The sequence below is a fragment of the Halopenitus persicus genome (genome assembly GCF_002355635.1).
GTDB classification, from domain to species: Archaea; Halobacteriota; Halobacteria; order Halobacteriales; family Haloferacaceae; genus Halopenitus; species Halopenitus persicus_A.
Genome location: NZ_AP017558.1, coordinates 520,367 through 543,038, shown reverse-complemented (window position 1 = coordinate 543,038; position 22,672 = coordinate 520,367). Strand labels below are relative to the sequence as shown.

General features: G+C 68.1%; 20 protein-coding genes. 18 read left to right on the top strand and 2 right to left on the bottom strand.

Annotated features, from left to right (window positions below):
* The first annotated feature begins 1 nt into the window (after position 1).
* Together secY and CPZ00_RS02620 are read left to right on the top strand one after the other, a co-directional pair.
* Entirely contained in the window at positions 2 to 1,471 is a 1,470-nt protein-coding gene (gene secY / locus CPZ00_RS02625; RefSeq protein WP_096389433.1) for a preprotein translocase subunit SecY, read from the top strand.
* 674 nt (positions 1,472 to 2,145) lie between these two features.
* The gene (locus CPZ00_RS02620; RefSeq protein WP_096389431.1) at positions 2,146 to 2,394 is read left to right on the top strand and encodes a hypothetical protein; all 249 of its coding nucleotides are present in this window, start codon (positions 2,146 to 2,148) and stop codon (positions 2,392 to 2,394) included.
* An 88-nt stretch (positions 2,395 to 2,482) separates the two neighbouring features.
* On the opposite strand, the gene aglM is transcribed toward CPZ00_RS02620, so the two are convergent.
* Positions 2,483 to 3,829 carry a UDP-glucose 6-dehydrogenase AglM gene (gene aglM, locus CPZ00_RS02615; RefSeq protein WP_096391565.1) on the bottom strand — a complete coding sequence of 449 codons (1,347 nt, stop codon included), beginning with the start codon at positions 3,827 to 3,829 and terminating at the stop codon, positions 2,483 to 2,485.
* 177 nt (positions 3,830 to 4,006) lie between these two features.
* Between aglM and aglF the strand changes: the two genes are divergently transcribed.
* Complete coding sequence (gene aglF, locus CPZ00_RS02610; protein ID WP_096389428.1) at positions 4,007 to 4,765, top strand: UTP--glucose-1-phosphate uridylyltransferase AglF; 759 nt, start codon at positions 4,007 to 4,009, stop codon at positions 4,763 to 4,765.
* Here the strand turns inward: aglF and hisD are convergent.
* Positions 4,762 to 6,057 (bottom strand): histidinol dehydrogenase, encoded by a 1,296-nt coding sequence (gene hisD / locus CPZ00_RS02605; RefSeq protein WP_096389426.1) that lies wholly within the window; start codon positions 6,055 to 6,057, stop codon positions 4,762 to 4,764. The two genes, aglF and hisD, sit on opposite strands and share 4 nt — an antisense overlap.
* Before the next feature lie 151 nt (positions 6,058 to 6,208).
* Here hisD and CPZ00_RS02600 point away from each other — a divergent pair, with 151 nt between their 5' ends.
* From CPZ00_RS02600 to CPZ00_RS02540, 15 genes are all read left to right on the top strand, one after another.
* Complete coding sequence (locus CPZ00_RS02600; RefSeq protein ID WP_096389423.1) at positions 6,209 to 7,912, top strand: spermidine synthase; 1,704 nt, start codon at positions 6,209 to 6,211, stop codon at positions 7,910 to 7,912.
* Between the two features lie 125 nt (positions 7,913 to 8,037).
* On the top strand, positions 8,038 to 9,195 hold the full coding sequence (locus CPZ00_RS02595) for an MFS transporter (RefSeq protein ID WP_096389421.1): 1,158 nt from the start codon (positions 8,038 to 8,040) through the stop codon (positions 9,193 to 9,195).
* A gap of 163 nt (positions 9,196 to 9,358) precedes the next feature.
* Positions 9,359 to 9,721, top strand: a complete 363-nt coding sequence (locus CPZ00_RS02590) for a hypothetical protein (protein ID WP_096389419.1) — start codon at positions 9,359 to 9,361, stop codon at positions 9,719 to 9,721.
* A 119-nt stretch (positions 9,722 to 9,840) separates the two neighbouring features.
* A complete protein-coding gene (locus CPZ00_RS02585) occupies positions 9,841 to 10,485 on the top strand; it encodes a GNAT family N-acetyltransferase (RefSeq protein ID WP_096389415.1) in 645 nt (214 codons plus the stop codon).
* Positions 10,486 to 10,511: 26 nt separating this feature from the next.
* Positions 10,512 to 11,492 carry a flap endonuclease-1 gene (fen, locus tag CPZ00_RS02580; RefSeq protein ID WP_096389412.1) on the top strand — a complete coding sequence of 327 codons (981 nt, stop codon included), beginning with the start codon at positions 10,512 to 10,514 and terminating at the stop codon, positions 11,490 to 11,492.
* Between the two features lie 138 nt (positions 11,493 to 11,630).
* Entirely contained in the window at positions 11,631 to 11,885 is a 255-nt protein-coding gene (locus CPZ00_RS02575) for a hypothetical protein (RefSeq protein WP_096389409.1), read from the top strand.
* 102 nt (positions 11,886 to 11,987) lie between these two features.
* Positions 11,988 to 12,611 carry a YIP1 family protein gene (locus CPZ00_RS02570; RefSeq protein WP_096389406.1) on the top strand — a complete coding sequence of 208 codons (624 nt, stop codon included), beginning with the start codon at positions 11,988 to 11,990 and terminating at the stop codon, positions 12,609 to 12,611.
* A gap of 107 nt (positions 12,612 to 12,718) precedes the next feature.
* Positions 12,719 to 14,944 carry a DHH family phosphoesterase gene (locus tag CPZ00_RS02565; protein ID WP_096389403.1) on the top strand — a complete coding sequence of 742 codons (2,226 nt, stop codon included), beginning with the start codon at positions 12,719 to 12,721 and terminating at the stop codon, positions 14,942 to 14,944.
* A gap of 165 nt (positions 14,945 to 15,109) precedes the next feature.
* Positions 15,110 to 16,831, top strand: a complete 1,722-nt coding sequence (locus CPZ00_RS02560) for a tRNA uridine(34) 5-carboxymethylaminomethyl modification radical SAM/GNAT enzyme Elp3 (RefSeq protein WP_096389400.1) — start codon at positions 15,110 to 15,112, stop codon at positions 16,829 to 16,831.
* A gap of 76 nt (positions 16,832 to 16,907) precedes the next feature.
* Positions 16,908 to 17,288, top strand: a complete 381-nt coding sequence (locus tag CPZ00_RS02555) for a CBS domain-containing protein (protein ID WP_096389398.1) — start codon at positions 16,908 to 16,910, stop codon at positions 17,286 to 17,288.
* 84 nt (positions 17,289 to 17,372) lie between these two features.
* Positions 17,373 to 17,525: a hypothetical protein gene (locus CPZ00_RS15530; protein WP_172861711.1), complete on the top strand. Its 153-nt coding sequence runs from the start codon at positions 17,373 to 17,375 to the stop codon at positions 17,523 to 17,525.
* Positions 17,526 to 17,543: 18 nt separating this feature from the next.
* Complete coding sequence (locus CPZ00_RS15815; RefSeq protein ID WP_269845484.1) at positions 17,544 to 17,951, top strand: PIN domain-containing protein; 408 nt, start codon at positions 17,544 to 17,546, stop codon at positions 17,949 to 17,951.
* Positions 17,849 to 19,990, top strand: a complete 2,142-nt coding sequence (rqcH, locus tag CPZ00_RS02550; protein WP_233255155.1) for a ribosome rescue protein RqcH — start codon at positions 17,849 to 17,851, stop codon at positions 19,988 to 19,990. Before CPZ00_RS15815 ends, rqcH begins: the two co-directional genes overlap by 103 nt.
* 68 nt (positions 19,991 to 20,058) lie before the next feature.
* Entirely contained in the window at positions 20,059 to 21,240 is a 1,182-nt protein-coding gene (locus CPZ00_RS02545; RefSeq protein WP_096389392.1) for a hypothetical protein, read from the top strand.
* Between the two features lie 192 nt (positions 21,241 to 21,432).
* On the top strand, positions 21,433 to 22,650 hold the full coding sequence (locus CPZ00_RS02540; protein ID WP_096391564.1) for a cystathionine gamma-synthase: 1,218 nt from the start codon (positions 21,433 to 21,435) through the stop codon (positions 22,648 to 22,650).
* The last annotated feature ends 22 nt before the right edge of the window (positions 22,651 to 22,672 follow it).

Below are 22,672 nucleotides of genomic sequence, written 5' to 3'. Positions count from 1 at the left end.
CATGAGCTGGAAGGACGCCGCCGAACCAGTGCTCACGCGGATGCCGACGGTCCGGCGTCCGGAGGGCCACGTCCCGTTCAAGCGGAAGCTGGCGTGGACGGCCGCGATCCTGATGGTGTACTTCTTCCTCACCAACATCAACCCGTTCGGGTTGGCCGCCGGGCAGAGCAGCGACTTCTTCGGCCAGTTCCGGTCGATACTGGCCGGCGAACACGGGTCGCTGCTGCAGGTCGGCATCGGGCCGATCGTCACGGCGTCGATCGTCTTGCAGCTGCTTGGCGGCGCGAACCTGCTCGGCCTCGACACGAACGACCCCCGCGACCAGGTCCTCTATCAGGGCCTCCAGAAGCTGCTCGTGTTCATCGTCACGGCCCTGACGGCCGCGCCGATGGTCTTTACGGGGAACTTCCTGCCGGTCGATACGACGGTCGCGAACGCGCTCGGGATCAGCACCTTCGCCGTACAGCTGATCATCTTCGCGCAGGTGTTCGTCGGCGGCGTGCTCATCCTGTTCATGGACGAAATCGTCAGCAAGTGGGGCGTCGGGTCCGGCGTCGGGCTGTTCATCATCGCCGCGGTCAGCCAGCAGATCGTCGGCGGGTTCTTCAGCTGGTCGGCGCTGGGGCAGGTCGGCTTCTTCGCCGGCTGGTACGGGATCCTCTTCGGAGATCTGACGATCGGGTCGGTCTTCACGGCCGACGGACTCCAGAGTCTCCTCTTCGAGCCCGGGAACCTCCTCGCGCTGTTCACCACGGTGTTCATCTTCGTCGTGGTCGTGTACGCGGAGTCGGTCCGCGTCGAGATCCCCCTCTCACACGCCCGTGTGAAGGGGGCTCGGGGACGCTTCCCGGTGAAGCTCATTTACGCGTCCGTCCTCCCGATGATCCTCGTTCGCGCGCTGCAGGCGAACGTCCAGTTCCTCGGGCAGATCCTCAACCGGACGTGGCAGGGGATGCCCGCCTGGCTCGGCGTCTACGGCGATCAGGGCCAGCCCGTTTCCGGGTTCTTCTACTACGTCAACCCGATCCAACAGCCCCAACAGTGGATGTGGTTCCTCGGCGAGACCGCCGCGGAGCCGTGGATGATCGCGATCCGGATCGCGATCGACTTGACGTTCATGATCGTCGGCGGGGCGATCTTCGCCATCTTCTGGGTGGAGACCACCGGGATGGGCCCGGAGGCGACCGCCCAGCAGATCCAGAACTCCGGGATGCAGATCCCCGGGTTCCGTCGCAACCCGCAGGTCGTCGAGAAGGTGATGGAGCGGTACATCCCGCAGGTCACCGTCATCGGCGGCGCGCTCGTCGGGCTGCTGGCCGTGATGGCGAACATGCTCGGCACCGTCGGCGGCGTCTCCGGAACCGGACTGCTGCTTGCGGTCTCGATCACCTACAAGCTCTACGAGGAGATCGCCGAGGAGCAGCTGATGGAGATGCATCCGATGATGCGCCAGATGTTCGGCTCCGAGTAACGAACATCTGCAATCCTTTACGTTCGGTAGCAGCTCTGAGCGACCGTTTCGTCTGCAACCAGCTGTTTTGGGCTCGTGCTGCATATGGGAAATACACGGATCGTGGCCGGTCTTGACTCTCCCGCAACTTGTGACAAGGGGGACACGAAATACAGAGGGTGAAACAAGTATCGGATCTGTTGAAATCCTATGCCAGTGATATTTATACACATCTGTAGTCAGTATAGCACCACGGTATCGCTGGAATCCATCCCATAACATAATAGACAATTAGTAGACATAATATTGAAAGGTTGGATAATCTGTATACGTCCGTATGATACCATTGACTGTAGTGAGTGGCGGTGACTGAGAATACCAACAGTACTGCAAGAGCTGTCGTAGGTCTCGAAAGCGGCCGGTTCGTGTCGTTTCGCTTGAAACGAACCATGGAAGGAGGGCTCTGATCGCTCCTCATTACCCACGCGTTTCCATCGATCCAGTCCCAGACGGCATCGACGTCTTGTGCACCGGCTTCATCCGCGATCCCACGGAGTGTTCCGATCCGTACTCACCGTGTCGTGGTACGGTTACGTGACGCCGATCGTCGTCGTTCGTTGGGCGTTGATAATACAGCTGCGGTGATCACCGGACCGTGCCAACAGTTAACGCTCCGGAGCCCCGACTGGCGATCGATGAACGATTCGGATGCGGGCGAGGAGCCCGCCGCCAATGAGACGATCCGAACGGACCGTCGCGGGAAGCAGGAGGACGACTCTCACGGGAGCGAAACGGACGACGGGGGCGAAACGGACCACCTTCGCGACGTACCCGTCGGCGCCGGCTGCACGGAGATCTGGGACCATCTCTCCGGATCCCGTGAGAACCCGTCCGGATCGAACTCCGACTCGGATCCGGATCGGGAGGCGATCGACGGCGACTAGCGCGGGCGACCGCGATCAGGCGTTTCGCGATCGGTTCCATCATCGCCATCTCCGCCGCGGGCCGGTCGCTGCCCGCTCCGCCGACCGGTCACCACGTCAGCCCCTCATACGTGAGTCCCTCGCGGCGCTCGACGATCCGCCGCCCGTCGATCACCACTGGGTCGGCCATCGCGTCGAACTCGGCGTCGAGGGTCGCGAACTCGTCCCAATCGGTCACCACGATCGCCGCGGCTGCGTCCGCGAGCGCCGCGGCGGCGTCGGCGGCGTACTCGAGGTCGGGGAATCGCTCGCGCATGGTCTCGGTCGCGACCGGATCGTAGCCGACGACGTCGGCGCCGCGCTCGCGGAGCCCCTCGATCACGGGGATCGCTCGTGAGTTTCGGACGTCATCCGTTCCTGGTTTGAAGGCGAGTCCGAGGACCGCCACGCGCTCGTTCGCGACGTCGACGTGGGCATCCAGGAGCTCGAGCAGTCGCTCGGGCTGGCGGTCGTTCACCTCGACCGCGGCGTTCAGGAGGGCCGGATCGTATCCCGCCGTTCGGGACGCCGCCCGGAGCGCGTCGACGTCCTTGGGGAAACAGCTTCCGCCCCACCCCACTCCGGACCGGAGGAACCGTTCTGAAATGCGGTCGTCGAGCCCGATCGCGTCCATCACCTCGTAGGCGTCGAGCCCGAACTCCTTGCACGCGTTCCCCAGGTCGTTGACGAGCGAGATCTTCGCCGCCAGAAACGCGTTGTTCGCGTACTTGATCATCATCGCGGTCTCCGGGTCGGTCCGGACGACCGGCACGTCGGTCTCGGCCACAAGCGGTGCGTACAGCTCCTCGAGGCGGTCGAGTGCGCTCGCCGAGTCGGTTCCGAACACGAGCTTGTCCGGATCCCGGAAGTCGGAGACTGCAGTCCCCTCCCGCAGAAACTCCGGGTTCGTAGCCAGCTCGGCGATCGCCGGCCCGGCGCTCGAGCCGTCGCCACCGACGCCGTCCGCGAGCGCCCCGCGAAGTGTGGCCAGCGCCGGCGGCGTCACCGTACTCTTAACGACCACGGGATGGGGCACCGGATCGGTCGGGGTCGTGCCGTCCCCGTCCGCGACCGGTTCGTCCACGTCCGCTGCAAGCGCCGCTCCGGCCATCTCGGTCGCGGCAGCGAGGGCCGTCGGATCGAGCGAGCCGTCCGGGGTCGAGGGGGTCTGGACCGCGAGGAACGTCAGGTCGGAGTCCGGGATCGCCGCGTAGTCGGTCGTGGCCGAGAGGCGGTCGCCGGCGTGTTCGGCGATCAACTCCTCGAGCCCGGGCTCGTGGATCGGCGCGGCGCCGGCGTTCAGGGTCTCGACGACCTCCTCGTCGATGTCGATCGCGGTGACCGTGTGGCCGAGGTCGGCGAGCGAGGCGGCGAGGGTCGTGCCCACGTAGCCGCTGCCCACGACGGTGACGTGCATACCCGTCGAAGGACGCCGGCGAGTCAAGAGTGTTCCGTCGACGGGTCCGACCGTGAGCAGCACGTCGGCGTCCGCCGACGGTTCGGGCGGTTCGAGACGCTGCAGTCCGGCCGCCTCGTTCGGGGTCACCAGCCGGACTGAAGAAGATATTTAAGCGAACCGACCGATCCACGGACCATGAAGGCAGTCGTGCTCGCGGCCGGCCAGGGGACCCGACTGCGTCCGCTGACGGACGACAAACCGAAGGGGATGGTCGAGGTTGCCGGCGTTCCCATTTTGACGCACTGTTTCGACGAGCTCATCGAGTTGGGCGCCGACGAGCTCGTTGTCGTTGTTGGGTATAAAAAGGAGGTCATCATCGACCATTACGGCGACGCCTACGAGGGCGTCCCGATCACTTATGCTCACCAGCGGGAAGCGAAGGGGCTCGCGCACGCGCTGCTCACCGTCGAGGAGCACATCGACGACGACTTCATGCTCATCCTCGGCGACAACGTCTTCGAGGCGAACCTCGAGGACGTGGTCCGTCGCCAGCGCGAGGATCGCGCGGACGCCGCGTTTCTCGTCGAGGAGGTCCCCTGGGAGGAGGCCTCCCGGTACGGCGTCTGTGACACGAACCAGTACGGCGAGATCACGGACGTGATCGAGAAGCCGGACGACCCGCCGAGCAACCTGGTGATGACCGGCTTCTACACGTTCACGCCCGCGATCTTCCATGCGTGCCACCTCACCCAGCCCTCCGACCGCGGCGAGTACGAGCTCTCGGACGCGATCGACCTGCTGATCCAGTCGGGCCGGACGATCGACGCGATCGGCCTGGACGGCTGGCGGATCGACGTCGGCTACCCCGAGGACCGCGACGAGGCCGAACGGCGGCTCGAAAACGAGAGCGGTGACGAAGCCGAGGACGAAGCCGACGGGCAGGCAGCCTCCTAGTCCAACCGCCTTCGGACGCTCTCGGCGTGGGCCTCGAGCCCTTCGGCCTCCGCGAGCGTCGTGATCGTGTCCGACAGGTCCGCGAGCGCGTCGCGGTCGAGCCGCTGCACGGTCGAGGACCGGAGGAACGTCTCCGTCGAGAGTCCGCCGTAGCGCTTCGCGCCGCCGTTGGTCGGGAGCACGTGGTTCGGTCCGGCGGCGTAATCGCCCGCCGCCACCGGCGAGTACGGGCCGAGGAAGGCGGATCCGACGTTCGTGATCCGGTCGAGCAGCGCCTCGTCGTCGTCGGCCTGGATCGAGAGGTGCTCGGGAGCGTACTCCTCGGCGAACAGCACTGCCTCCGACATCGACCGGGCGAGGAGGACGCCGGAGGCGTCAGCAGAGAGGGCGTCGCGGATCGTGTCCGCGCGCTCGCGTCCCTCGAGCCCGGAGTCGATCGCCTCGACGATCGCCTCCGCGATGGCCTCGTCGTCGGTCACCGCGACCACGGAGGCGTTCGAGTCGTGTTCGGCCTGTGCGAGCAGGTCCGCGGCGACGAACGCGGGATCCGCGCTCCCGTCCGCGAGCACGAGGATCTCGCTCGGGCCGGCGAGGAAGTCGATCTCGACGTCGCCGCGGACCTCGGCCTTCGCGGCCGTGACCCAACGGTTGCCCGGGCCGACCACCGTCTGGACGCCGGTCACGGTCTCGGTGCCGTACGCGAGCGCGGCGATCGCCTGCGCGCCGCCGACCTGATAGACCGCGTCCGCGCCGGCCTCGTGGATGGCCGCGAGGGTGACCGGGTTGATCTCGTCCGCCGGCGGGGTCGCCACCGCGACGTGGTCGACGCCGGCGACGGTCGCGGGGATGACGCCCATAAGCGCGCTCGAGGGATACGCCGCGGTGCCGCCGGGAACGTATACGCCCGCGCGCTCGATCGGCCGGAAGCGGCGGCCGAGCTCGCGCCCGTCGACGGTCTCACGGGAGTCCTCCGGGACCTGCCGCTCGTGGAAGGCACGGACGTTCGCGGCCGCCTCGCGGATCGCGTCCAGTCGGGGGTCGGCGGCGTCATCAAGCTCGGCGTGTGCTCGCTCGGCCGCGTCGGTGACGTCGATGTTGCCGACCGAGACGTCGTCGAAGGCCTCGGCGAACTCCCGGATGGCGACGTCGCCCTCGGTTCGAACGCGATCGACGATGTCCCGGACGTCGTCGCGGATCGCCCCGATTCCGGCGTCGCGCTCGAAGAACGCGCGCCGGTCGTCGGGCGAGAGTTCGGCGATCGGTCGAACGGTGAGGACCCCGTCCTCGGTCATCGGTATCGCGCCGTCCGTGTGGTCATACCCCGAAGTGGGCGATACGCCGAAAAAGGCGTTCCGGATGTTGGGGTCTGGACGCGTGGGCGCGGCCGGGGAACCGATCACCCCGTCGCCAACCCTTAACACGATCCGCACCCGACCGACGGTAATGGCTGATCCCTCCCCGGTGTCGACTCCGGCGGCGGTTCTCGACGGCCGCGTGAGCAAACCCGAGGCGGCGGTGTTCGTCTCGGGCGTCGCGAGTATGGGCCTCGAGATCCTCGCGGGCCGGATCATCGCCCCGCAGTTCGGAAGCAGCATCTACACGTGGGGGACGATCATCGGCGTCTTCCTCGCCGCGCTGAGCGCCGGCTACCACCGCGGGGGAAAGCTCGCGACCGAGGAGGCGACCGAGCGGCGGCTGGCGCGGCTGCTGTTGGGGACCGCCGTCTGGGTCGCGCTGCTCGTGTTCGCCGGCGACCTGCTGTTGCGCTCGACGGTGGCGTTCCCCCTGCCGAGCCGGGTCGCGTCGCTGCCCGCGGTCGTCCTGTTGTTCGGCCCGCCGACGTACCTGCTCGGGTTCATCAGCCCCTACGGGGCTGAACTCTCCCGGAAGGAGGGGCTCGGCCGGGCCTCGGGCCACGTCTACGCGGTCGGAACGATCGGCAGCATCGTCGGCGCGTTCGGCACGACCTACTTCCTGATCCCGAGCCTCGGCGTCGACGCGATCGGGCTCGTCTTCGGGCTGCTGCTCGTCGCCACCGCCGCCGTCCTGCTGTTGCCGTCGCCCTCGCGGGACTCGATCCTCGCGGTCGTCGGCGTCCTCGTCGTCCTCGTGGCGGCGTTCTCCAGCGGCGCGGCCGGCGTCGCCCCCGAGGGGCAGGTCGTCTACCAGACGCAGACGCCCTACCAGCAGCTCGAGGTCATCGACAGCGGCGACACGCGGACCCTCTACCTCGACGGCCAGCGCCACAGCGCGATGGACCTGTCGGATCCGAACCGACACGTGTTCTCGTACACGCGGTACTTCCACCTGCCGTACCTCTTCGCCGACGATCCCGACGACATCGATCGCGTCCTGTTCATCGGCGGCGGCGGGTTCACCGGCCCGAAACGGTTCGTCGAGGAGTACGACGCCACCGTCGACGTCGTCGAGATCGACCCCGAGGTGATCGACGTCGCGAAGCGCTACTTCGCCGTCGAGGAGTCCGAGCAGCTGCGGATCCACAACGACGACGGCCGGCGATACCTCCGGAACACGAACGAGACCTACGACCTGATCGTCCTGGACGCCTACAAGAAGGACAAGGTCCCCTTCCAGCTCACCACCAGGGAGTTCATGGAGCTGTCCAACGACCGCCTGAGCGAGGACGGGATGGTCTTCGCGAACGTCATCTCCGCGCCCAGCGGTCCGGCCTCGCGGTTCTACCGCGCGGAGTACGCCACGATGGACGCCGTCTACCCCAACGTCTACTCGTTCCCGACCGCGGGCGGCAGCGGCATCATTCAGAACATCGAGATGGTCGCGACGAAGGACGCCGCGGTCGTGACCGAGGAGACCCTTCGGGACCGCAACGCGCGCCGCGACATCGGGATCGACCTGTCCGCCGAGATCGACGACTACCGCGTCGAGGAGGACGTCGGCGACGCGCCGATCCTCCGGGATGATTACGCGCCCGTGGACGCGCTGCTCGACCCGATGGTCGGCCAGCGATACGTGATCGACGAGGCCGGGTCGGTCGAGAACGCCTCGGCGGGCAGCGACGGCGGCGGCGATGGCGACGATCCGGAGGACGAGGGCGATCGAGAGCGGGTCGAACCGGTGCCCCTCGAGTCCGCGCCGGCCGAGCCCGCACTGCCGCTCGACGATTGAGGATCGCCGCTCGCCGCTTGCAGATCAGCTCTCGCGGCTTGCGGATCTTCCGCTTACGGACCGGATCCACAGCCCCCACGAGCCGAATTCGGAACGCTTGACTCGCCCCCGGTGAAACGGTCGCCGTGAGCCGCCGTCGCCTCCTGGGTTCGCTGTGCGGGCTCGTCTTCTTCCTCAACCTCGCGAGAGTCGTCTTCGCGCCGCTTTTGAACGTCTTCATCGCCGAGTTCGGCATCGGCGAGGCGACTGCGGGGCTGATCGTGACGCTCACGTGGCTCGGCAGCGCATCCCTCCGGCTCCCGGCCGGGTGGCTTCTCACGCGCGTTCCGCGGCACTATCTCGTCCTCGTTTCGGGAGGCATCCTCGCGGCGTCGGCGGCGCTCACCGGCGGGGCCGTGACCGTCCCGCAGCTGATGGTCGGGGCGTTCTTCATGGGTGCCGCCTCCGGCGCGTACTTCGTCGCGGCGAACCCGCTTTTGAGCGAGCTGTTCCCGAGCCGGGTCGGTCGCGTGATGGGGATTCACGGCGGGGCGACCCAACTGGCCGCCGTGGCGGCGGCGCCCCTCGTCGCCGTCTGGGTGGGCATCGACTGGCGGTACGCGATCTGGACGATCGCCGTCGGGGCCGCCGTGGTGACCGTTTATACCGCGATTCAGGCTCGCGCGACCGAGATGCCCGCCGCGGGCGCGGCGGACCGATCGCTCATCGCTGGGGCGCGCTCGGAGTGGCGGATCATCCTCGCCGCGCTGGGCCTCGCCGGCGTCGCCGTCTTCGTCTGGCAGGGCGTGTTCAACTTCTACGAGCTCTATATGCGGTCCCGCGGGCTCTCGCCGGCCGCGGCCTCCACGATGTTGACGATCGTCTTCGCGGCCGGCGTTCCGGCCTTCGTCGTCGCCGGCGAGGTGGTCGATCGGCTGCCGTCGGTCCCGATGCTGCTGGGCATCGGCGGCGCCTTCGCGGCAAGCCTTCTGGCGCTGGTCGCCGCCGACGGCCTCCTCGCGTTCGCCGTGATCTCCGCCGCCATCGGGTTCGTCATCCACGCCATCTTCCCGGCGACGGACGCCTACGTCCTGACCGCGCTGCCGGATTCGACCCGGGGGAGCGCCTACGCCGTGTTCAGCTCCATCTGGATGCTGTCGCAATCGGTCGGATCGGCGGTTCTGGGCAGCCTGATAGAGCGCGGCTACACCTACGACGCGGTGTTCGTGACGGCCGCGATCGGCCTCCTCGTCACCCTGTCCGTGCTCGCCGGTCTCGCGCGGGCCGGGCGGCTCCCGTCCTGAAACGGGCCGGGCGGCTTCCGTCCTGAAACGGGCCGGGCGGCTTCCGTCCTGATCCGGAGCTTCCTCGGCTTCGTCAATCCCGCCGCTCGGTGACCCCGATCATATATGATATCGGATAGTAAATGACGTTGGATTTATATGTTACCGCATAGCGGGCATAGCTATGAGTTCGGAAGCGTCCGGGCAACTGAACGAGTATCAGCAGTATGAACTACAGAAGGTGGCTGCACGCGGCAAGAACACCACGACGCTGGTCGCGCTCGTCTACCCGCCAGCAGCGTACTATTTGGTCGGCAAGACGGGTATTGCGGCTCTTTGCTTCTTTACTGCTCATTTCGGGCTGCTTGCACATATCGTGGCTCCGTTTCACGTTCGACGGATCATCACGAACTCCCGCAGGCAAGTCGGTGGAACGTACTCGTCCGACGGCAATCCGCTGCTGATCGTTGTCGGCGTACTCCTCTCGATGGGGTTCCTGCTCGTGTTGCTTTTCGGAGCGTCGATCATCCTCGGTATCGGTCTGTAAGAACGGTATCCGACCCCGCGACCAGTATGACGACGGTCACGCCCAAACCGGTATGACGACGGTCACGCCCGATTACGACGGTCACGCTCAAGGGCGTCCCGCGCGAAGCGCAACGCAGGATGGAGTTCGAACTGCTCGGCTGGCCCGACGAGGACCCGACGCTCCGGCTCGACTACCGGGCGTTCAGCTACGCCGGCAAGTTCGCGACCTCGGGGACCGGCGTGGCCGTGCTCCGAGCGGAAACGCCGAATGCAGTCGCCCCGGACTGGCATCCCGATCCGTCGCGCCCCGACCCGGCTCCGCGGCCGGATGCCGACGCCGAAACCGCCTCCCTCGCGGAGGACGTCGTCGCCGCGGTCGCGTTCAACCCGGATCGGACGGATCCGAGCACCCTGTGGATCCGATACGTGTCGGTGCACACGGCACGACGCGGGGAGGGACTTGGTCCGCGGCTCATCGCCGAGCTGGGACGGCGCGTTCGCGACCGTGAGTCCGACGCCGTCGACCGGATCCGGATCGGCGTGAACAACCCGTTCGCCTACGAGGCGCTTTATAAGGTCGGCTTCGCGTTCACCGGCCGGGAGACCGGGGTCGCGGAGCTGGTTCTCGAGCGGCCCGTCGACGCGCCGGCCGACCGCGACGCCGAGACGTATCGGGCGGGGCTGGACGTCTATCGGGAGCGCGATCGCGGGGAGCCGGAGGCGTCGTTCCTTGCGGACCGGCGTGGCGGCGATCCGCCGCCGCTGGTCGAGGGGGCTTTTTAAGTCGTCGCGTCGACGAACTCCGAACGATGGGAAACGCCGACCTGCGTTCGCTGGCGTCGATCCGCGACGTCGAGTTCGCGGACATCGAGGGGAGCGTCGTCGCGGTGGACGCGCACAACTGGCTGTACCGGTACCTGACGACGACGGTCAAGTGGACGCGGGACGGCGTCTACACGACCGCCGAGGGGACGGAGGTCGCGAACCTCGTGGGAATCGTCCAGGGACTGCCGAAGTTCTTCGAACACGACATCGTGCCGGTCTTCGTCTTCGACGGCGAGGTAACTGACTTTAAAACCCGGGAAATCGCCGACCGGCGGGAGAAGCGGGAGGCGGCCGAGGAGCGCCTCGCGGCGGCCGAGGAACGCGGGGACGCGGTCGAAGCCGCGCGGCTTGAGGCGCGAACACAGCGGTTAACCGACGTCATCCAGGAGACGACGCGCGGCCTGCTCGAGCACCTCGACGTGCCCATCGTCGAGGCGCCGGCGGAGGGCGAAGCACAGTGTGCCCATATGAATGCGGTCGGCGACGTCGACTACGCGGGCAGCGAGGACTACGACACGCTGCTGTTCGGGGCCCCCGCCACGCTCCGGCAGCTCACCAGCAAGGGGACCCCGGAGCTGATGGAACTCGAGGCGACCCTCGAGGAACTCGGCCTGACGCGCGAGGGGCTCGTCGACGTCGCGATGCTCTGTGGCACCGACTTCAACGAGGGGATCGCGGGGATCGGTCCGAAGACGGCCGTCTCGGAGGTCGAGGAGCACGGCGACCTCTGGGGGGTCCTCGAGGCGCGCGGGGAGAGCATTCCCGACGCGGTCGCGATTCGGAACCTCTTCCTCGATCCCCCGGTCCGCGATGACTACGCGCTCGATACGACGCTCGATCCCGATCTCGAGGCGGCCCGCCGCTACGTGACCGAGGAGTGGGAGGTCGATCCGAACGAGGTCGAGCGGGGGTTCGAACGCATCCAGGAGTCGATCACCCAGACCGGCCTCGACCGGTGGACGTGACGACCGGTTCGTGCCGCCGGCGGAACCGTTAATCCGAATTAAAACACACTCTACAGCGGTTGAATCGCCGCAATTCGGCCAAAAACGGGTTTACGACTTCCACCCCTCATTATCCCCCGGCCACTACCCCGAGTCGCAATGTTCGAAACCGACCCGACGCTGCTGGCGACCTGGAGTACCGATCTGGTGGACACCCTCGCGCTCGCCGGCCCGCCGGCCGACCTACCGGGTGCCGTGCCCGACTTCGTGGGCGAGATCCACGACGCCATCCGGTCGTTCGGCGGCGGTGAGGGCGGGCTCGGCGAAACCATCTCCGAGCTGACGCCCGGCGGGGAGAGTGGCGCCGGTGCCGACGGCGCGGCCGACGCAACCGCCGAGGGTGCCGACGACTAACGTCCGTCCGTCCGCATCGTCGCTGAGCCGGCTCCGATAACCGATACCCGGTTCCCGCGGTCGATCGCAACCGTTCTACGCGCACCGGTCCAACGGGGAGCCGTGACCACGTGGATCGAGAACCCGGCCGGCGGGCGCGACCGCGGCCCGCGCGGGCTAGTGCGGGCGTGGATCGAGGTCCTCCTGCGGCCGGGACGGTTCTTCCGGAACGGCGTGAGCCCCGGCGACCAGGCGCCGGGACTGACGTTCGCGATGGCCGTTGCGATGGCGTTCACCGCCGGCTGGTTCCTCGCCGATCCGGGCGCGATCCCGGGGATCGTCGGCTCGGACACGGTCTCGGCCGCGGTGACCCTGGTTCTCGTCGGGGTACTGGCCGCGCCGGTCGGGCTCCACCTGACCGCGGTCGCGGGAGTGATCGCGGCCATCGTCGCGAGCCTGCGGCGAACCTCGGACGGTTCGATCGGGACCGCGGACCGGGGCGGCGTGAGCGAGACGGTACAGGTCGTCGCATACGCCTCGGCCCCGTTCGCCGTCGCCGGACCGCCGCTCCCGGCGCTTCGGGTCGCGTGTGCGATCTACGCGACGACGCTGCTCGCGATCGGGCTTCGCCGGATCCACGGCCTGTCCTGGCCCCGCAGTCTGCTCGCCACCCTCCCACCGGCGCTCGTCGGATTCGGGTTCGGCTACCGGTCGCTGTTCGCGTTCCGGACGTTGACGGGCTGGTAACCGCCGATCCGGACGATTCCTCCGCCATCCGGCGCGGCTACCGAAAGCTCCCAACGCCGGCCGGCTTTCGACAACCGTTTTAGGCGGGAGGGTTTCTACGACAACAAATGGGATCCTGTATCATCTGCGGCGCCTCCGTGGACGGTCGCATCTGCGACTCCCACGAGGAGGACGTCGTGTTCGACTTTCGCGGGAACGGCCCGCACGAACTCGTTTCGAACCGATTCTACCGCGGCACCGTCGACGGCTACGCCGACTTCGGCGTCTTCGTCGACCTCGCGCCCGGGGTCACCGGGCTGTTGCACCGCTCCGAGCTCGACCAGCGGCTCGAGTCGCTGGAGTGGGAGCCCGGCGACACCGTCTTCGTCCAGGTGAAGAACGTCCGCGACAACGGGAACGTCGATCTCGGGTGGTCGATCCGCCAGTCGATGCGGGAGTTCCGCGGGACGCTCGTCCAGGAGGACGGGACCTCGCGGCTGCCCGAGGCCGACGAGGACGAATCGGCGGACGCCGAGGCAGACTCGGAGCCGGCCGAAGCGCCGACCGACGGGACCCACGAGGGAAACGGGCACGGCGGTGACGGCACGGTAGCCGCGGCGACCGACGCCGACGCTGCCGAGGACTCGACTGCTGACGAGGGAGCCGAGACCGAGGAAACCGCCGACGCTGCCGAGACGACCGCTCACGTCGAGGAGCCCGGGACGGAAGAAGCTGCCACGGCTGGAGAACCCACCGACGTCGACCAGGCGGTCGATGACGAAGAAGCGGCCGACGAAGAAGCGGCCGACGAAGAAGTGGCCGACGACGCGGACGAGCCCGCACCGACCGCGGAGTACGACCGCGTTCCGATCGAGACGCTCGGCGAGCTGGTGTCGGAACCGGTCCGCATCGAGGGCGAGGTCGTCAGCGTGCGTCAGACCGGCGGGCCGACCGTCTTCGAGGTTCGCGACGAGACCGGCGTCGTCGACGTCGCCGCCTTCGTCGAGGCGGGCGTCCGAGCGTACCCGGGCGTCGAGCTCGGCGACGTCGTTCGGATCGACGGCGAGGTCGAGCGCCGGCGCGAGGAGATCCAGGTCGAGACCGAGGGCCTGGCCGTCCTCGAGGGTGCGGCGGCGGAGACGGTCGAGCGTCGCCTCGCCGAGGCGCTCTCCGAACGCGCACGCCCGGACGACCTCGACGCGCTCGTCGATGACGGGGCCGTCACGGCCCTGACCGACGACGTCCTCGACGCGGCGGAGGCGATCCGCCGCGCCGTCCTCGAGTCCCGTCCGATCGTGGTCCGTCACCCCGCCACGGCGGACGGCTACGTCGCCGGCGCGGCGATCGAACGCGCGACGCTGCCGCTCATCCGCGACGAACACGCCAAGCGCGACGCGGTCTATCACTACTTCACCCGACGCCCGCTCGAGGGGTCCGTCTACGAGATGGACGACGCGACCACGGACGTCACCCGGATGCTGCAGGACCGCGATCGACACGACGAGAAGCTTCCCCTCTTCGTCCTCGTGGGCACCGGATCGACCGTGGAGTCCGCCGACGGGATCGGGCTGCTCGACGTCTACGACGCCGCGTCGGTCGTGATCGACGGCACAGTCGCGGATCCGGAGACCCGCGAGTCCGTCGACACGCTCGTCTCGCCCGAGCTCGCCGACGTCGACGGCGATCTCTCGACGGGGGCCTTGACGGCCTCGCTGGCAGCGACCGTCAACGGGGACGTTCACGATGATCTACGCCACCTCCCGGCCGTGAGCTACTGGGAGGACGCGCCGGCGGACTACGCCGAGCTCGCCGCCGGTGCCGGCTACGATGCCGACCGCGTCGCCGAGCTTCGGGAGGCGATCGCGCTTGAAGCGTACTACCAGTCCTACGAGGACAAACGCGAGCTCATCGAGGACCTGTTGTTCGACGACGCGGGCGACCTGGCGGCCCACGTCTCCGAGCAGTTCCGCGAGAAGCTCGGGACCGAGCTGGCCACGGCCCGGGAGAACCTCCACACCGAGAACGTCGACGGCGTCCGGTTCACCGTCCTCGACACCGATGCCTACACCCACCGCTACGACTTCCCGCCGACCGCGCTGCTGATCGAGACGCTTCACCGGCGGACGCGCGAGGTGGACGGCGAGTCCGTCACCCTCGGCATCGGCACCGACGAGCTGTACCTGCGGTCGACGGCGGACCTCTCCGTCCGCGACGTCGCCGCGGATGCCGCGGAGATCGCTCCCGACGCGGACGTCACGGCTGCGAGCGTCCGCGATGGTACGATCGAGTTCCTGTCGGGCGAGCGTGACGCCGTCGAGGACGCCGTGATCGCGGCGGTCGCGGACCTCGTCTAGGCCGCAAGCGGTCGCGGACCTCGTCTAGGCCGCAAGCGGTCGCGGACCTCGTCTAGGCCGCGGCGGCCACAGCGTCCCCCGCTCCGCGCTCCGCGCTCCCGGCGGTGACGACCGCGAGTCGCCGGAGCGACACCCTTAACCACGAATCCCGCCGATCCACGCACAATGAGTACCGACGCCCCGAGCGAGGGATCCGCCGACGCTCCCGAGGCGTTCGTCGCCGCCTGCGAGGACCTCGCCGAACGGATCGTCGCCGGCGAGATCGGTCGGGACGACCTCGAATCCGCCAAGCTCGACGTCTGCTCGACCCACTCCTCGCCGAAGGTGCCGAAGAACACCGACATCCTCGATCACGCCCCCGAGGAGGCCCGCGAGGAGGTCGAACGCGTCGTGCGCCGCAAGCCGGTTCGGACTGCCTCCGGCGTCTCCCCGGTCGCAATTATGACCTCGCCGGAGCTGTGTCCCCACGGAAAGTGCCTCTACTGTCCGGGCGGGCCGGCCTCGGAGTTCTCCTCCTCGCAGTCGTACACCGGCCACGAGCCGGCCGCCGCGCGCGGCGAACAGAACGATTACGACCCATACGGTCAGGTCACCCTCCGGCTCGAACAGCTCCGGGCGATCGGCCACCCCGTCGACAAGGTCGAGCTCATCCTGATGGGCGGGACGATGACGGCCCGCTCGCACGACTACCAGGAGTGGTTCGTCAAGCGCGCCCTCGAGGCCATGAACGACTACGACCTCGAGGCCGACCCCGAACCCGCGGAGGGCGAGTCGTTCGCGCAGGATCCCGAGGAGTACGAGTTCCGGTACCTCGAGGACGTGATCGCCGAGAACGAGACGAACGAAATCCGCAACATCGGGACCACCTTCGAGACGAAGCCCGACTGGTGTGACCCCGAGCAGATCGACCGGATGCTCGATCTCGGCGGCACGAAGGTCGAGGTGGGCGTCCAGACGACCTACGAGCGGATCAACCGCGAGATGCACCGCGGCCACGGCACGCAGGCCTCCAGGGACGCCAACCGGCGGCTCCGCGACGCGGGCTTCAAGGTCGGCTTCCACATGATGCCGGGCCAGCCCGGGATGACCCGTGAGATGTGCCTGGAGGACTTCCGGCAGCTCTTCGGGAACGCCGACTGGCGGCCCGACTACCTGAAGATCTATCCGACGCTCGTGGTTCGGGGAACCCGCGTGTACGACAGCTGGTACAACGACGAGTACGAGCCCCTCGACAACGAGGCGGCGGCGGATCTGATCGCCGAGATCATGGGCGAGATCCCGGAGTACACCCGGCTCCAGCGCGTCCAGCGGGACATTCCGGCGGACTTCATCGACGCGGGCGTCTGGAAGTCGAACCTCCGGCAGCTCGCCGAGCAGCGGGCCGCGGAGAAGGGCATCGAGATCCGCGACGTCCGGTCGCGGGAGGTCGGAATGAACGACGCCGACCCGGACCCGGACGCGATCGAGCTGTCGGTCTCGACCTACGAGGTCGCCGGCGGGACCGAGCATTTCATCGCGTTCGAGGACCCGGTCCGTGACCTCCTCGTCGGCTTCTGCCGGCTCCGGTTCCCCTCCTACGCGGCGGGCCAGCCAGGCACGCCGGGCACCGAAACCGACCCGGTCCGGCGCGAGCTGGCCGACGCCGCGATCGTCCGCGAGCTCCACGTTTACGGCAGCGAGGCGGCGATCGGCGAGGACGCGGGCGCGGGCGGCAGCGACTGGCAGCACAAGGGGTACGGGCGCCGGCTCATCGAACACGCGGAGGAGCTGGCGCGCGACGCCGGCTTCCCGAAGGTCGCGGTCATCTCCGGGATCGGCGCCCGACAGTACTACCGCGACAAGCTGGGCTATCACCAGGACGGCCCCTACGTCTCGAAGCGACTGTGACCGCGGCGGAAGAAAGCAGCGGGCGACCCGACCACGCGAGGGAAAGGCACAAGCGCGGGGCGGCCCGTGATCAGCCATGGCATCCACCACGAAGACCCTCGTCGCGGACGTGATGACGTCCCCGCTCGAGACGATCGCAGCGGACGCGAGCGTTCGGGAGGCCGCCGAGCGAATGCGCGACCGGAACATCAACGCGCTGTTCGTCCCGGGGGTCGACGCCGGGATCGTCACCACCACGGACGTGGTCGAGGCCGTCGCCGATGGCGCCGACCTCGAGGACGCCACGGTCGCGGACGTAATGACGGCACCGGTTGAGCGCATCACCACGGCCGAGGAGCTGACGGAGGCGGCCGCGATGATGACCACCTTCGGGATCAAACATCTTCCGGTGATCGACGCCGACGGCGACTACGTCGGGATGGTCTCCACGACGGACCTCACCACGCAGCTCGCGTGAGGACGTCGGGAGCAGATTCGGCAAGACCACACCTCCATCCCATACGGCGCAATATCTATCACTGGAGACCCGTTATTCCTGAGTATGGCAGCTGGAGACACCCCCGAGGAAACCACGGTCAGCGACCGGGGGATGGTTCCCATCCCTGCATCGCTCCGTCAACGCCACGACATCGCGGTCGATCTTCGCTCTCGATTGACCGACTCGGCGGGTTTCGAACTGGTCCACTCCTCGTAGGCGGATTTCCATCGCGCCGTGGAACTCTTCGAGATGCACGATGGACTATCGTTCGGTGATGCGACCATTGCGGCGTATATGGAACGGGAAGATCTCGAATACCTCTACTCGTTCGACGACGATTTCGACGCTATCGATCGAATCACTCGACTTGAAACACCGAACAACCCGTTCACGTCGCCGACATCGGTACGACCGGTCGGTGAAACGGAGGCGTACTGGTTCGCGGCACACTGGGAAATGATCGGCGAACTGGCCGAGCAACGAGACGACACGCCTTTTCCGCGGCCGCGTGTGGGTCCGGTATGGAACCGAAACGGGAACTGTCGAGCATCGACCTGCGCGCGCTCGTCACCGAGCTCGGGCGGTACGCGGGCGCGAAGGTCGACAAGGCCTATCTCTATCCCGAGAGCCTCCTCCGGCTGAAGCTCCGCGACTTCGATCACGGTCGCGTGGAGCTGCTGATCGAGGTCGACGAGTGCAAGCGGGCCCACGTCGCGGACGCAGAGCACGTCCCGGACGCGCCGGGACGTCCGCCGAACTTCGCGAAGATGCTGCGGAACCGGCTCTCGGGGGCCGACTTCGTCGGCGTCGAGCAGTACGAGTTCGACCGGATCCTCACCTTCGAGTTCGAACGCGGCGACGAGGACACCCGGATCGTCGCGGAGCTGTTCGGCCAGGGGAACGTCGCGGTGCTCGACGAGACCGGCGAGGTCGTCCAGGCGCTCTCGACGGTTCGACTGAAGTCCCGGACCGTCGCGCCGGGGGCCCAGTACGAGTACCCGTCCTCCCGGCTCAATCCGCTCGACGTTTCCCTCGAGACCTTCTCGCGGCGGATGAACGAGTCGGACACCGACGTGGTGCGCACCCTCGCGACGCAGCTGAACCTCGGCGGGCTCTACGCCGAGGAGGTCTGCTCGCGGGCGGGCGTGCAGAAAACGCTCGCCATCCCGGACGCCGACGAATCCGTCTACCGCGACCTCCATAACGCGATCGCCCGGATCGACGAGCGCCTTCGATCCGGCGAGTTCGACCCTCGCGTGTACGAGGAGGACGGTCGGGTCGTCGACGTGACGCCGTTCCCGCTCGCCGAACGGGAGGACCTGCCGAGCGAGGGATTCGACTCGTTCAACGCCGCCCTCGACGAGTACTTCTACCGGTTCGACCGGGACGGCGACGGCGGCGGCGAGGACGGCGGAACCGGCGCGGTGGAGCCCGAAAAGCCGGACTTCGAGGCGGAGATCGCCAAACAGCAGCGCATCATCGAACAGCAGGAGTCGGCGATCGAGGGGTTCGAGGAGCAGGCCGCCGCGGAGCGCGAGCGTGCGGAGCTGCTGTACGCGAACTACGACCTCGTCGACGAGGTGCTCTCGACGGTCCAGTCGGCTCGCGAGGAGGGACTGAGCTGGAACGCGATCGCGGAGACGCTCGCCGAGGGGGCCGAACGGGACATTCCGGCCGCGGAGGCGGTCGAGGACGTCGACGGCAGCGAGGGAACCGTGACGATCCGGCTCGACGACGCCACGGTCGAGCTGGACGCGACGGCGGGCGTCGAGGTGAACGCCGACCGGCTCTATCAGGAGGCGAAGCGGATCGAGGGCAAGAAGGCCGGCGCACAGGAGGCCATCGAGTCGACCCGCGAGGAGCTCGAAGCGGTTCGCGAGCGACAGGCCGAATGGGAGGCGACCGACGACGACCCGGCCGACGCGAACGCGGAGGCGGACGACGGCGGTGCCGAGAGCGGCGACGACACGGGCGGGGAGGCGGACCGCGAGATCGACTGGCTCTCGCGATCCTCGATCCCCATCCGAACGACCGACGACTGGTACGAGCGGTTCCGGTGGTTCCGAACGTCGGACGACTTCCTCGTGATCGGCGGGCGAAACGCCGACCAGAACGAGGAGCTCGTCAAGAAGTACATGAACGCACACGACCGCTTCTTCCACACGCAGGCACACGGCGGCCCGGTCACGCTCCTGAAGGCGTCCGGCCCCTCCGAGCCCTCGGAGCCGGTCGACTTCCCCGATGCGACCCTCGAGGAGGCCGCGCAGTTCGCGGTCGCGTACTCCTCGGACTGGAAGGACGGCCGCGGGGCCGGCGACGCGTACATGGTCGACCCGGACCAGGTCTCGAAGACCCCCGAGAGCGGCGAATATCTCGAGAAGGGTGGGTTCGCGATCCGCGGCGACCGGACGTACTTCGAGGACGTCCCCTGTCGGGTCGCGGTCGGCGTCCAGTGTGAACCGGTGACGCAGGTGATCGGCGGGCCGCCGTCGGCGATCCGCGACCGCGTGGCGACGAACGTCGAGCTGGAGCCGGGGATGTACGCGCAAAACGACGCGGCGATGATGGTCTATCGCGAGTTCAAGCAGCGGTTCGCCGACCAGTCGTTCGTCCGGAAGGTCGCCAGCGCGGACCTGATCCAGGAGTTCCTCCCGCCCGGCGGATCGGAGATCATCGAGTAGGCGCGGAACCGGCGGTCATTCAGTCGCCGGCGGGAAAGACCTTTAGCCCTGACTCGACTGCCTCGGGTATGTCTCGTTCCGGCGTGACCCGTCGTCGTCTCCTCGCGTCCATCGGCGTCGCCGCGGGGACGTCGATCGCCGGATGCGACCGCCTCGGAACCACCCGATACGCCTTTCGAAGCGCTCCGGCCGACGGAACGACCCTGACGGACCTGTTCGGCGTGCCGCGGCGGTCGGACGCGTTTCATTACGACCGCGTCGCCGTCGACCGATTGATCCGAACGCTCCGTGAGACCGGTCGCGTCACGACGCTCGAGGAGCCGCTCCTCGAGGCGTTGCCGAGCGGACAGGACGGGTACGTCCCGGCCTACCTTGCCGTTGACGGGACGTATCACCGGATCCGCGTTGCCGCCGAACCGGCCACGTTCGATCGATGGGTCGTCTGGATGGAGCCGCTCCCGGAGCGCCCCGCCGACGCCACGGTCGCCGAAAGGCCCCGAGCCGACCTCTCGGCGACCGACCGCCGGATCGTCGACCGGATCGCTCGCGCCGCCGTGATCGCACGCCGCGAGGGACGCGACCAGTCCGAAACCCGGGCATACCGCCGTGGCGTCGTCTTCTTCGACCCCCTGAACCCGGACGCGAGCGACCTGGTGCCGGACCCGCCGTTCCGGCACGCGCTCATCGACCCGGCCGCGGTGGCCGATCCGGTCACGACCGCGGCCCCTGCAAGCGATCCGGCGACGGCGGAGACGACGGCCGACGGGGACGTTCCCGCGGAGCTGCCGGTACGGCTGCACGTGGCACCGCAAACGGTCGGCACGACCCGGTACGTCCACGCTCTCGATCCGGTAACGGACGATCCCGAGACGTTCCGGACGCGTCTCGAGTCCGAACACGTCGCGGCCAGTTTCGACCCGGGATCGCTCTCCGCTCCCCAACGGGACGTGATCGCGACCTCGCTGACTGCGGAGGGATACCACGAGCGTGAACCGATCTCCGACGCCTTCGACGCCGTGCTCTCCCGGCTGGAGTTCGGGGACCGAACGATCCCGGCCGAACTCGACGCCGCGGGATGGCGGAGCCACTACGAGTTCGGCGGCGCGTACTACGCGGCCCGACTGTGGATCACCGACAGCTCGATCGTCTCCGTCTCCCAGGAGACCGAGGACCCGATCCCGATGGACGATGGGGTCGAGATCCCCGACGACGGGGTCGAAATGGACGCCAACATCACGATCGACGAGTGATCGGACCGTTCGAGACGGCAAACCGACCCCCATCACGACCCGGAGACCGTGACCGAGACGACGGCAAACGCGGACGGAAAGGACAAGAGTCACACGGCCGCCCGACCAGGGTCCGGTATGAGCGACGAGACCGATCGCGAGGCGGACGGCGACGGCGTGACCGACGGCAGCGACGTGACCGACGGCAGCGACGTGACCGACGGCAGCGACGTGACCGACGGCGACGCGAGCAACGCCGAGGCAACCGACGGCGGCCGGACCGACCGCCGGTTCGAGACGCGGGCGATCCACGCGGGCCAGGAGCCCGATCCGGAGACCGGCGCGCTGATGACGCCCATCCACGCCAACTCGACGTATAAACAGGACGCCCCCGGAGAACACCGCGGCTACGAGTACTCCCGCACCGGCAACCCGACGCGGACCGACCTCGAGGAGAACCTGGCCGACCTCGAGTCGGGGACCCACGCGCGGTGTTTCGCCTCCGGGATGGCGGCGATCAACACCGTTCTCAACCTGCTCGAGTCCGGCGACCACGTCGTCGCGGGCGACGACGTCTACGGCGGGACCCACCGCATCCTGACGCAGGTGTACGAACAGTACGACGTCGAGACCACTTTCGTGGACACGACCGACCACGAGGCGGTGGCGGACGCGATGCGTCCGGAGACCGAGCTCGTGTGGGTCGAGACGCCGACGAACCCCCTGATGAACGTCAACGACATCGCGGCGTTGTCCGAGATCGCCCACGAGGGCGACGCGCTGTGTGCGGTCGACAACACCTTCGCGACGCCGTATCTCCAGCGCCCCCTGGAGCTGGGAGCCGACGTCGTCTCCCAGTCGCTGACGAAGTACCTCGGCGGCCACTCGGACACGATCGGCGGCGCGCTCATCGTCGACGGGACGGGCCTCGACGAGAAGCTCGGGTTCTACCAGAACTCGGTGGGCGCGACGCCCGGTCCCTTCGATAGCTTCCTCGTGCTCCGCGGAATCAAGACCCTCCCGGTTCGGATGGACCGCCACTGCGGGAACGCGATGAAACTTGCCCGGTGGCTCGACGACCACGAGGCGGTCGAGCGGGTGTACTACCCCGGCCTCGAGAGCCACCCGCAACACGAGCTCGCGAGCGAGCAGATGGACGACTTCGGCGGAATGCTCTCGTTCGAGCTCGACGGCACCCTCGAGCAGGGCTCGACGGTCGTCTCCGAGACCGAGGTGTTCACGCTCGCGGAGTCGCTGGGCGGCGTCGAGAGTCTGATCGAACAGCCCGCCGCGATGACCCACGCCGCGATCCCCCGCGAGGAGCGGCTCGCGGCCGGGCTCTCGGACGGGCTCATCCGCGTCTCCGTCGGGATCGAACACGTCGACGACATGAAGGCGGACCTCCAGCAGGCGTTCGACGCCGCCTTTTAAATGACGCCACCGTTTCCGATCG